Consider the following 10,911-nt stretch of genomic DNA (forward strand, 5'->3'; position numbering starts at 1 on the left):
GGGCAAGTAGAAATTAAAACCATTATTTCCACCTAACTTGGTTGTAGGCATAAGATGCCTTTTTTCAGTATGCAAGTAGTACTTATTTTAATACTTTGTATATTGGCGTACCAATATGTGTACACAATGAAAACGATAGTTGAAACAACGAGCAGGCAGTTCAGGGCGCATCAAAAAGATTTCTTTGATATGGCTGACAAGGGACACGATATCGTTATCAAAAGAGGAAGTAAACAAGCGTATGTACTTATTCCTGTATCTGCGGATGATCTGTATTTTACCCCCGAAATGATTGCCCGGATAAAAGAATCACAGCAGCAGATTAAAGACGGCAAAGGCATTGTTGTAGGAACAAAAGAAGAACTAAACACTTTTTTTGATACGCTGTAACAGATGTACACCGTTGTTTTTTAATGCCAGATACTTATACAACATACTGTTTATTAGATCTTCGGAAACGTCTATTCAACTGATTTTTTGCGAATTTTTTTATTCCCTTGATGTTATTCACAAAGCAAAAATATTTTCTTCCGACTTTAGAAATGCAATCCAGTTCAAGCCCATTTATTGGGTATTCTTTTTTGCTATTGTTCATATATGCATGGCCTTTAAATGCACAAAGACATTCAATTTATAGCTGTATATTCTGTGGTTTGATACACCTGGAGTTAACCGCCTTTGGCTGGTCATCATACTAAAGCCTATTTCTTAAAAGTATTCATTTTGTCCAAGGAACAATCTTATGTCCATATTTTAAAGAATTATGGACATGATGCAATTATATGTTCAAAAAATGGACAGGAGAATGCTGTTTTATAATTTAGTTTATCCGATTCGATGAAAATCTTTGGGATTACCTGAAAAACAGCCGTTCATCAAATTCGTAAGGCTCGGCAGCTATTATCACAACCTTTTCCAGATCCGGATGATTTGGATTAATCAGGTAATTGAAATCTCCCTGTACGACTACAGAGGGTACTTTTAAAATTAATGCTTTTTTATGAGCGATGAATTCATCGCCGATCACCTGGGTAGAATGGGAATGTGGAATAGACTTAAAGTCAGCAGGCCATTCATCAGGCTTTAGTTCCAAAATAGTTACCTGTTCAGGCAGTTCATAAGTAATGGCTACATATCCTTTTGGAAGAATTCCCAGAGGAACATGTACAGCTATTTCTGTAGTTGCCAAAGCGATAGACTGTGCCGTGTAAAGTATTGGAGTGCCTTTACTATTCCAACGGCCTCCGGCTTTTTCGGCGCCTCTACCACTTAAATCCCTGCTATATTTAGATTTGGCTAGACGAAAAAGCTTCATGCCAGCACCCCGTGTTCTATACGGGTAAGCTCGTCCCTGACTAAATTAATTCCAAAGGTGGTATCTAACAATTCTTTAGGTTTCACCCCGCCAAGGGCAATACTTTTAGTATTCAGCCAGCTATCAAAGTTCCCGTTGTCTTCAAATACCTCTATGCCATATTTGTAAAGAAGCCTGATTTCTAAAATGCGTTCTGCAAAGCTTGCTTGAAAAGGTTTGTTTTCCTTTTTGTAACGTTGCAGGGTTCTTTCTGATAGATTTAGGTAGCGCGACCATTCGAGGAAAGAAAAAGGGACATATTTTAACATCTCCTCGAAGAAAGAATAGTTAATACCTTCCCGTATTGCTTTTATTAAAAAAAGGCTACCCTTGTCATCAACTGATTTGAAGGATAAATCCTGCTCTAAAAGTTCCGCCGTCCTTATCATAAAACAAATATACGACAACTGTCGTATAAAAAACGACAAAAAGCATAAACCTGATTTTTAATTAATAACAGGAAAAATGGCCTGAATTATTTGAGAACTTTATCACTAAGTTACCGCTTTTCTTTAACGTTATTTTACCGATATAATGAATTGTGTAATGATTTCTTCATGCCCGAATGCAATTGCCAATCCTGATTATACGAACTCTTTTCATTGTAATTATTGCTAGTAAAAAGTTTAGGGCAGCTTCTTACTTACTTTCTATATCTCTAATTATTCTTAGTTCTTTAAACTCAACTACCGTCTATGTCAATCTACCAACTCTGCTTTTCTTTTTGCTGATTTTTTCTAAGTTTGAGATGTTATGACCTTACAGTATTGCTCCGATCTTCATTTAGAGTTTCCCGAAAATGCAGCTTATCTGAAAGCTAATCCCCTCGTACCCATCGGCGATATTCTAATCTTGGCAGGTGACGTTATCCTGTTCAAACTGATTGGCAGGCAAAAAGACTTTTTCGATTTTGTTAGTGATCATTTTAAAGAAACGTACTGGATACCTGGAAACCATGAATACTATGGAAGTAATATTATAGAAAGATCAGGCTCGTTTGAAGAAAAGATCAGAGATAACGTATTTCTTGTAAACAACGTCGTTAAAACTTTTGGCATTCATCAGCTGGTCTTTTCTACCCTGTGGTCTTCTCTCAGTGAACTTAACAGCTGGCGCGTGCGGCGTGGATTGAATGATTTTTATCAAATTAGCCATGATAAACGACTGCTTCAAGCCCAAGATTACAATAACCTTCACGAAAACTGCCTTACGTTTTTGAGAGGTGCAATAGGCGCAGAGGCAAATGGTAAAAAAGTTGTTGTCACCCATCATGTTCCTACTTTCGAGAATTATCCGCCTGAATATAAAGGAGACTATCTGAGCGAAGCTTTTGCAACAGCCCTGGATGATCTGATCCTGGATACCAGGCCCGATTACTGGATTTATGGGCATCACCACCGGAATATTCCTGAATTTAAGATTGGCCAGACCCAAATGTTAACCAATCAGCTCGGTTACGTGCAAAATAAAGAAAACCTGTTTTTTGATCCCAGTAAATGTATTGAGCTTTAAATGATTAAGATCTAATGGCCAGTTTAGAATTAATAAAATTAAACGAATTACCATTATTTCGCTGGTGCAGGATAATGAGCTGGTGGAAACCCGGATTCTAAAAGGAGGTAATGATTCTAAGCGTGCTCCAGGATAAATTTAGCGTCAATGTGAAGTTCCGTATGAACGGCTTTTAAAAAGGCAATGCTTGCCTGCTGCTTGCCGTTCATGATTAAAGAAAGCTTGGCTTCGCTAACTTTTAATTTTTGAGCAAGGACTTTCTGGCTGAGTTTCATTTCAAACATTTTCATTTCGATCATGCCGGTTAATGTAGTCGGTGCATCAATTACATATCTGGCCTGTTCATATGTTTGAGCCGTTTGTGCAAGTAAGCGAATTTCTGCCAGTTCTTCTTTACTGGCCCCGTCGCTACCTATAGCCATCAGGCTGTCAATTCTGTCCATGACTTCCTTATAGCCCGAATCATTGGTTATCTTTTTCATCTGTCTCTTTGTTAAAAGATTAATAAAATCTACCTTTTTCCATAGGTGTTTATGGTGCCCGTTTTTAAAAATTGATGAGTAATCAATCCGGTCATATTCTTTGTGGATACTCCTAAATATGGCTATAATTTTGTTTTACGAATCTAAAGAAAATTTAGGTATTCTAAATATTTTATAAGAAGTTCTGTTTTTTTATAGAACCTTTAATAATTTGGAACGAATAATAAGTTTGGGAAATTGCTTAGAAAAAATAGGTTATTAAAATTGAAGCGGAAGAACTATAATTTGTTGGGTTCGCACGATGAATATCAGGGAATCTATAAAAAATAATAAGGGACAGCTCGAATTTATCCCGAAAAATTAAATATCCATCATTTCAATCCGAAATGTTTTTCCAGCTTAGCACGTTATACTTAGTCCTTTTTTCATTTTCATCACCCCCATAAATTAACGTTTTAGTAAGCTCAGAAGGAGCAGAAATTTGCTCAAAACGATCCATTTCTTTAAAAAGCCCTTCACTAATGGTTTGAGTGGCCTTCACTTCAAAAACAGCAAAGCCTTTGTTTTTTTTCATGAGCAGGTCAACTTCGTGGCCATTGCTATCCTGCCAGAAATAATAATCTTCGTGAAGATATAAATGTTGGTTTTTTTTCTGGTACTCAGATAAGATCATGTTTTCAAATACATGGCCTTTCAGCCTGTTTTCTACCAGGTCATCAGGTGTCCTTATCCCTAACAAATAGGTAAGCAGCCCAGTATCATAAAAATAAAGCTTAGGACTTTTGACCAAACGCTTGTTAAAATTCTGGTGGTAAGGCTGTAAAAGAAAAATAATATAACTGCTTTCCAATATGGAAAGCCAGGATTTGGCCGTATTATGCGTAATATCACATTCATTAGCCAAGGAACTAAAATTAACCAGTTGCCCTGCCCTGCCGGCACATAAACTTAAAAAAGTGCGGAACAGTTTAATATCCCGGATATTTAGTAGTTCTGTTACGTCTTTTTCCAGATAAGTTTGCACATAGTTTGCATAAAATATGGCCGGGTCTATATCCCTGTCAAAAATGGCAGGATAAAAGCCTTTGATACTTGTGCCAGCGTAGGAGTTTTCCAACAAACCATTGGCTTTTAGTTCCGTAAAATCAAAAGGAAGCAGTTTAAACAGGGCAACCCTGCCAGCCAGGGTTTGGGTAATACTATTTAACAAGTGAAAGTTTTGAGAACCCGATAGGATAAATTGCCCCATTTGCCCAGATTCATCTACCCTACTTTGGATATAAGAGAACAGTGCAGGCACGCGCTGCACTTCATCAAAAATAACTTTCTGGTTATACTGGTTTAGAAACCCTACCGGATCTTCCAAGGCAAAAGCGCGAATGTTTGGGTTTTCCAAAGAAACATAACGATAATCACTAAACAGCTCTTTTAACAAAGTTGTCTTGCCGGATTGTCTTGGCCCGGTAATGGCCAAAACAGGAAATTTTGATTTTTGCGCTTGGATAATTGGTGCAATTTGCCTGTTTATAAATGTGTTCATTTGCTAAAAATTGTAAGCAAATTTAATCAAGTTCTCAATATACATAACATTTATTCTCAAAATACATGTCATTGGCTTACAAAATACATGAGTATTATTTCTAATTTACATAAGATGTAAAAATAAAATACAGAAAAAAGCAGGTTTCAATAAGCTAAAAAAGGCTTATTAGTTAGCTCTAAAAAGAGCGTTTTTCATATATACAGCTATACGTATAGCTGTATATACAGGCTAAAAAAGCGGCCATTTTCAAGACAAAAACCAAACTTAAAGTGAACTTTATAAGATCAAATTGATCTTATACCAGGTCGAAAGAATCAATTTTCCCAATGAGCAAGGCAGGCATGAGGCTCAAAAAAGGTGTCTCTGCGCCACCTAATTTGAGCACATGCAGCCAAGCCCAAAGGAAAATCAGGGCGCAGAATTTTCCAATGTCCGGCCAGGCACGTGCGCAAATGAGGTGTGACTTCGCCACCTCATTTGCGCACGTGCAGGCCAGCCAAAGAAAAATCAGGGTGGCAAGCTTTTCTGGTGCCCAGGCAGACACGAGGCCCAAAAAAGGTGGCTCTACGCCATCTAATTTGTGCGCGTGCAGCCCGTCCAAAGAAAAGCCCATGATGTCAAATTTTTCTCCGTGCAAACTGCGCCAGATCCCCCGATGCAAGACCGCTATGCCGTCTTTTTCGAGGGCGCAGTAAGCCCGAAGAAAAATAGTAAGATGAAACAGGACTACGTCCTGTTTAACTTGTCCTGCGGAGCTAAAAAACTGATTATCAGTTTTTTAAAAAAAATCATAAAAATGATTTTTATAAGCCGGTTATAATCTACAATTTAACCGGCTGTAAACCAGTGATAAAAATTATAAAAATGAAGACAATTGGTATCCCGGACGAGCTGCATACAAAGCTCAAAAAATATTGTGATAAAACCGGGTTGAACCTTGGCGAATTTGTCGAAACATCGCTAAAATATTTCGAGAAAAGCGGCATTAACCCGGCCGAGCATGAAAGCCCGGCAGCCGAAATGCTCAAGCTCATCAAGCGCATCGATTCAGTCGTTGCCTTTATCCGAAAGCAGGAAAGCGACCTTTTGCGGCCGATGGTCGAATCGGTCAGTTTGAGCGAAAACCGGATCCAGCGCGAGCTGTCTTCGATCAGCAAAACCGAGCAGGTGGACGGGCTTAACGCCAAGCTTGTAAAGCTTGTGGCAAACCTGAATGATGCGCACGAAGAACAAACGAAAAAGATGGTCGAGGTGGTGAACCGTCACGCCGAGCAGAACAGGGCTGCCATGACGCTCATGGCCACTTTGATCGATGCAAAAAACCAGAGCGGTTTTTTGAACGATTTGGGCAAGACTTACACGAAACTGCTTTTGAACAAACAACAATCATTATGAATGTAAAAATAGCAGGGGGCAGCAAAGGCGTTCACGCCAACCAGGGCAGTTGCACCGGACTGGTAAATTATTTGCAGCATGAGGACCTGGAGCGGCTGAAAGCCGGACAGGGACAGGAGCTGTTTTTTGACCAGACGAGGGACAACATCCGCGGGCAGGAAGTGATCAAACGGATTGACGCCAACCGCGGACAGTTGGGCAAGACAGATGCAAAATATTATTCTGTTATTTTTTCCCCTTCGGTAAAAGAGCTTCTGCATTTGTCACAATCCGGCGCCGCAGGACAGTCGGACAGGCTCAAAGCCTACATCCGGAGGGAAGCTATGAACGAATACGCCGAAGGCTTTGGAAAAGGGCTTAGCGCGGACGATATGCTGTATTTCGGCAAGATCCATTATGAGCGCGGCAGCAAGGGCCAGGAGAACCAATTGCACGTTCATTTGATCGTAAGCCGGAAGGACAAAGCCAATAAAAAAAAGCTGTCGCCAATGACGAACCACCGCGGAACGGAGAAAGGTGCTGTCAAAGGCGGGTTCAACCGGGAAGCTTTCGTTTCGGGCATTGAAAACAGGTTTGATAAGTCCACCGGTTACGCGAGGGATATAAGCGAAAGTTTTGCTTATTGCAAAAGCGTAAAATCAGGCGATCTGAGCGATCTTCTCGAACAAGTGGAGCTAAGGGTGGCGCAAGAGAAAGAAGCCCGTCAGGAGACCGAAAAATCCCCTCTTAAACAACAAAAAGAAGAAGCAGGGCAGGAACGTGTCCAGGGCCGGGGAATGCGCAGGTAAAAAGCCCTCCGCGCATTTGTGGCCTACCGGCTGCGCCCGGTGGAAGAAGCCAGCCGATTAGGGTTTTGGCTTTTTTCAGGAACAAACAGGGATTTAACCATATAGGCCATCGGGTTCAATGATTTTTTCTTTTTGCTGTTCTTTGGCGCATACGTAGGAAAAAGCCAATTGTGTAATGTTGTTAATTCTAAATTATTATGTATTTATGTAATTGCAAAAATACATAAAAATGTATATTTTTACAGAAACTTATTTTTATCTTCGGATTGTTTATGGCTATTAGTGAAGAAGTATTAAACTATAAAATTATACGGCAGCCTTATCGTATTACGATGGCCAAGTGGGATTTTACAGTTACCCAGAAAAGAATTTTAACCAAGATTATTTCGCTGCTGCAAAAAGAAATTTCTTTAGTAGCCAAAGGAATGCCTGTAGGACAGTTAGAGATTTTTTCTAACCTGGACGATAGCATTAAGCTAACTTTTTCACTTAACGACATCGTAAAGAACTCTAATAATTATACGCATGTTAAAAAAGCATTACAGGAGTTAAGAAGCTTTGATGTACAGATTGTCTTACCTGCAACCAAAAGCAAAACGAGCAGGCACCCGGAAGAAGAAACGATATTAACCGGACTAATCGAACGTGCTGTTCTAACCAAGCATTCCAGGCATGTAACCATAGTCATACACAAGGCAACCGCCCAGGAGTTAGTTAAGGCCACTAACGGCTTAACTCAGTTTGCCGAGGAGATCATGTACCTAACCGATAACAGCTATACTCAAAAGTTGTATGAGATGATATCACACTGGAAAGACAAAGAAGTATTTTCTATCAGTCCAGACGAATTCCGAGAACGGCTCTCTTTAGGGGATAAATATCCTCAAATTAAAGATTTAGTACGCAGGGTTATTAAACCCGCGGAATTGGAGTTAAAAGAAATTGCCGATGTGTTTTTTATTTTTAATACCTCCAGCACAGGCAGAAAAATAACAAAATTCAATTTTGCGATTAAGCATAAAAAGACTTTGCATGAGGATGAGTTAAATCAGATCCGTTTAAGGGAAGACAACATTCATTTATTAAAAGCACATTTAGGGTTCCGTTCAGAACATATACAGTCAATTGCTGATATTCTTTCCAGGAACGACATCATTGGCATTCTGAGGAACAAAATTATTGAAATACATACTTTTATCCAGGAAGCAGGACAAACGCCTAAAAACGCTATTAAAAAAGTTCCTGAGTACGTGATACAGTCGCTTAAAAACCAGTTTAGCGATTAAGAAAGTGTTTAACAGCAGTAGAATTCGTTAAATCTGTCCCCCATTCAAAAAAGATTCGTTAAATCTGTCCCTAATAATTCGTTAAATCTGTTCCGGTAAGTCGTTAAATCTGTCCCACAAAATCGTTAAATCTGTCCCTATGTTCCTTTGTATTTTACTAATTATTAACAAGTTGCGAAGGCTTCAATTTAATCTATTTGATAACAAATATTTACTCAATAATTAAGTTTTTAAGGAATTGATGTTTTTCCACTTCGTTTCCTTCAATTTTTTGTGCCATTTTGGCACAAAAAATTGAAAAAGGATGAAAAAAAGGAATCAATCAAAAGATTTGGAAAGGCCGGGCGCGCAAAGTCGTTAATTTTGTACACCATAGAAAGCCCTTGAAATACAATAGGGACAAAATTAACGACTTGCGTAAGCGGATAACAGCTTTTAAAGAGCAGCAAAAACTGAAAAAAAGCGGTGCTTTACTATAATTGGGGATTGAAAATTTCGATTGTCGGTGGTATTAATCAGGGACAAATTTAACGAATTGAACCAGTATAATTTTGAATACATAATTATGTAAGTACATAAATTTACAATTGTTGATTTTTGTAATTGATTAAATATAGAATTATGTACATATTTGAAAATGAGTAAAATAATTACGATAGCACATCAAAAAGGCGGTGTTGGTAAGAGTACACTTGCTCTTAACCTGGCTGTTTGTTTTCAGGATCAATTAAGCGTTGCCTTAGTTGATACCGATTTGCAAGGAAGCATTGCCGACCTTAAAGATGATTTACCGGAACTATCCATCATACAAGAGGATATTTTTGAAAATATAAGACAGTTAAAACATCAACTTATTATTATAGATACGCCGCCCTACTTGTCAAACCGTCTGCCAGATCTTTTCCTTATTTCTGATTATGTGCTTATTCCAACCAAGGCCGGATTTTTTGATGTAATGGCCATCCGATCTACAATTGCTTTAGTTAAACAGGCCCAAAAAAAGCATAGCCAGCTAAATGCAGGTATTGTTTTAAATATGATTAAACCGCGTTCCGGTGTGACCGGTGAAGTGCAGGAGTTATTAAAAGGTTTTGACATGCCGTTGTTAAATACCGTTATTCATGATAGGGTAAGTTTTACCAGGTCCCCGATAACCGGCGGGGTGCTTAGTGGGGATGATAGTAAAGCAAAAGAAGAAATAACCGGATTAGCCGAAGAAATCGTAAATTCTATTATTCTATAAGTACATAATTATGTATTATTGTATTTGCATAAATGTATAATTATGGCGGACTATAAAGATAAATTAGGTGGCTTGGCAGACCGTCTAAAAAAGGAAGAACCGAAAACACCAATCCAGGAAGTAAACCCGGTAAAAAGCAAAATAGCTGACAAGGAACCGGAGGGACAGCTTAATGTTTGGATACCAAAAAAACTGCTAAAAAAAATGAAAACCTACGGTGTTGAACAAGAAAAATCTCAAAAGGATATTGCAATACTTGCTTTAGAAAAGTTCCTTTCATAAAATAAAAAACTATTTATTTAGTTATGTATATATGTAAATATGTTTATTTGTATTTATGTTTATATGTAGTTGTAGAGATGGAATTTCAAAGCTAAATAGTTAATTAAATTCATAGTTTTAAGAGAAGTTGTTGTTCATTAACTAAGCAACGGGGTTATTAATTGAAAATATAAAATACCAACGCCTTAAACTTTTTCCATGATTAGGGCAGGAGCAACACCAACAAAACAAATTTGTACTAATTTAATATGACCATTATACATCCGCTGGACAGCCTGCTTTACAATCTTTTTCCGGAGGCTAAAGGGGACGTAGGGAAGCTGATTGAAGCCGCCAAAAGGTTTTATTCGTTCGGCCCTTTTGAGCCTCAGGTAAACATTACAGATAATATGCTGATTGTGGAAGTTAATACGGCAATGACCAGCCAGCAGAAAAGCCGGTATGATAAAGTGCTGTCACTTTGCGAGCGCGGACAGTTTGCCCAAGCTAAAAAAGATGTTCAGATCTTAATTAACGAAGCACCACAAGTTTCAGAATATCACCGGATTTACGGGCAGATCCTGTCAGAAGAAGGCGACCAGGAAGGTGCGGTTGATGCGCTGATTGATGCTTTAAGGTGGAACCCTAAAAACGAATTTGCCCTGCTGATGATGGGCAATATTTTTGCCCGGCATAAGGACGATCTGGAAACCGCTTTGAAATATTACGAAGAAGTCTTAAAAGTAAAACCAAACGATCATTTTGCCCTAAACAATATCGGCGCAAACCTGATGCAGTACGGCAGGATCAAAGAAGCTAATTCTTATTTTAAAAGGGCTATTGCTATTAACAACGATTACCCCAATACGCATTATGCACTGGCATTAACCGCTGAAAAGCAGGGAAACTATCCTGAAGCTTTTCAGGGTGCGCTAACAGCTTTGGAGAAAAACAGTAAAAAAGACCAGCTTTATTCCAACAGCTTTCAGTTAGCTATTGATGCAGCCGGTAAACTTAGCAAAACGACCGATGCGAAAGTAGTAGTGG

General features: G+C 38.7%; 13 protein-coding genes. 8 read left to right on the forward strand and 5 right to left on the reverse strand.

All coding sequences use genetic code 11. The annotated features are described in order from the left end of the window. Positions 1-126: 126 nt before the first annotated feature. Positions 127-390, forward strand: coding sequence for a hypothetical protein (locus GO621_RS18290; RefSeq protein ID WP_198170314.1), 264 nt, complete (start codon positions 127-129; stop codon positions 388-390). 463 nt (positions 391-853) lie between these two features. On the opposite strand, the gene GO621_RS18295 is transcribed toward GO621_RS18290, so the two are convergent. Further along, positions 854-1,315 carry an RES family NAD+ phosphorylase gene (locus tag GO621_RS18295; protein WP_157569763.1) on the reverse strand — a complete coding sequence of 154 codons (462 nt, stop codon included), beginning with the start codon at positions 1,313-1,315 and terminating at the stop codon, positions 854-856. Then, the gene (parS, locus tag GO621_RS18300; RefSeq protein ID WP_157569765.1) at positions 1,312-1,743 is read right to left on the reverse strand and encodes a type II RES/Xre toxin-antitoxin system antitoxin; all 432 of its coding nucleotides are present in this window, start codon (positions 1,741-1,743) and stop codon (positions 1,312-1,314) included. The genes GO621_RS18295 and parS overlap by 4 nt, the downstream gene beginning before the upstream one ends. Before the next feature lie 364 nt (positions 1,744-2,107). Here parS and GO621_RS18305 point away from each other — a divergent pair, with 364 nt between their 5' ends. Continuing rightward, positions 2,108-2,866, forward strand: a complete 759-nt coding sequence (locus GO621_RS18305; RefSeq protein WP_157569767.1) for a metallophosphoesterase — start codon at positions 2,108-2,110, stop codon at positions 2,864-2,866. Between the two features lie 116 nt (positions 2,867-2,982). Here the strand turns inward: GO621_RS18305 and GO621_RS18310 are convergent, their stop codons facing one another. The 3 genes from GO621_RS18310 to GO621_RS18320 all read right to left on the reverse strand — a co-directional run bounded on the left by GO621_RS18310 (position 2,983) and on the right by GO621_RS18320 (position 5,504). After that, positions 2,983-3,348 (reverse strand): transcriptional regulator, encoded by a 366-nt coding sequence (locus GO621_RS18310; protein WP_157569769.1) that lies wholly within the window; start codon positions 3,346-3,348, stop codon positions 2,983-2,985. 376 nt (positions 3,349-3,724) lie between these two features. Further along, entirely contained in the window at positions 3,725-4,888 is a 1,164-nt protein-coding gene (locus GO621_RS18315; RefSeq protein WP_157569771.1) for an ATP-binding protein, read from the reverse strand. A gap of 298 nt (positions 4,889-5,186) precedes the next feature. Further along, positions 5,187-5,504 carry a hypothetical protein gene (locus GO621_RS18320; RefSeq protein WP_198170315.1) on the reverse strand — a complete coding sequence of 106 codons (318 nt, stop codon included), beginning with the start codon at positions 5,502-5,504 and terminating at the stop codon, positions 5,187-5,189. Positions 5,505-5,755: 251 nt separating this feature from the next. On the opposite strand from GO621_RS18320, the gene GO621_RS18325 reads away from it, so the two are divergent. From GO621_RS18325 to GO621_RS18350, 6 genes are all read left to right on the forward strand, one after another. Continuing rightward, positions 5,756-6,286 (forward strand): BfmA/BtgA family mobilization protein, encoded by a 531-nt coding sequence (locus tag GO621_RS18325; RefSeq protein WP_157569775.1) that lies wholly within the window; start codon positions 5,756-5,758, stop codon positions 6,284-6,286. Continuing rightward, on the forward strand, positions 6,283-7,074 hold the full coding sequence (locus tag GO621_RS18330) for a DUF5712 family protein (protein WP_157569778.1): 792 nt from the start codon (positions 6,283-6,285) through the stop codon (positions 7,072-7,074). Before GO621_RS18325 ends, GO621_RS18330 begins: the two co-directional genes overlap by 4 nt. 272 nt (positions 7,075-7,346) lie before the next feature. After that, on the forward strand, positions 7,347-8,360 hold the full coding sequence (locus GO621_RS18335) for a replication initiation protein (protein WP_157569792.1): 1,014 nt from the start codon (positions 7,347-7,349) through the stop codon (positions 8,358-8,360). Between the two features lie 637 nt (positions 8,361-8,997). Next, the gene (locus GO621_RS18340) at positions 8,998-9,603 is read left to right on the forward strand and encodes a ParA family protein (protein WP_157569794.1); all 606 of its coding nucleotides are present in this window, start codon (positions 8,998-9,000) and stop codon (positions 9,601-9,603) included. Positions 9,604-9,645: 42 nt separating this feature from the next. Next, positions 9,646-9,885: a hypothetical protein gene (locus GO621_RS18345; RefSeq protein ID WP_157569796.1), complete on the forward strand. Its 240-nt coding sequence runs from the start codon at positions 9,646-9,648 to the stop codon at positions 9,883-9,885. A gap of 248 nt (positions 9,886-10,133) precedes the next feature. Beyond that, positions 10,134-10,911 (forward strand): tetratricopeptide repeat protein (locus tag GO621_RS18350; RefSeq protein WP_157569798.1); only part of this gene is annotated, 778 nt, incomplete at its 3' end.

Origin of the sequence: Mucilaginibacter arboris (genome assembly GCF_009754915.1) — a bacterium.
Taxonomy (GTDB): Bacteria; Bacteroidota; Bacteroidia; order Sphingobacteriales; family Sphingobacteriaceae; genus Mucilaginibacter_A; species Mucilaginibacter_A arboris.

Coding starts and splice junctions, on each gene's coding strand:
- parS (WP_157569765.1), bottom strand. CDS start 1,743: ATGATAAGGACGGCGGAACTTTTAGAGCAGGATTTATCCTTCAAATCA.
- GO621_RS18315 (WP_157569771.1), bottom strand. CDS start 4,888: ATGAACACATTTATAAACAGGCAAATTGCACCAATTATCCAAGCGCAA.
- GO621_RS18310 (WP_157569769.1), bottom strand. CDS start 3,348: ATGAAAAAGATAACCAATGATTCGGGCTATAAGGAAGTCATGGACAGA.
- GO621_RS18335 (WP_157569792.1), top strand. CDS start 7,347: ATGGCTATTAGTGAAGAAGTATTAAACTATAAAATTATACGGCAGCCT.
- GO621_RS18340 (WP_157569794.1), top strand. CDS start 8,998: ATGAGTAAAATAATTACGATAGCACATCAAAAAGGCGGTGTTGGTAAG.
- GO621_RS18320 (WP_198170315.1), bottom strand. CDS start 5,504: ATGGGCTTTTCTTTGGACGGGCTGCACGCGCACAAATTAGATGGCGTA.
- GO621_RS18325 (WP_157569775.1), top strand. CDS start 5,756: ATGAAGACAATTGGTATCCCGGACGAGCTGCATACAAAGCTCAAAAAA.
- GO621_RS18305 (WP_157569767.1), top strand. CDS start 2,108: ATGACCTTACAGTATTGCTCCGATCTTCATTTAGAGTTTCCCGAAAAT.
- GO621_RS18290 (WP_198170314.1), top strand. CDS start 127: ATGAAAACGATAGTTGAAACAACGAGCAGGCAGTTCAGGGCGCATCAA.
- GO621_RS18345 (WP_157569796.1), top strand. CDS start 9,646: ATGGCGGACTATAAAGATAAATTAGGTGGCTTGGCAGACCGTCTAAAA.
- GO621_RS18295 (WP_157569763.1), bottom strand. CDS start 1,315: ATGAAGCTTTTTCGTCTAGCCAAATCTAAATATAGCAGGGATTTAAGT.
- GO621_RS18330 (WP_157569778.1), top strand. CDS start 6,283: ATGAATGTAAAAATAGCAGGGGGCAGCAAAGGCGTTCACGCCAACCAG.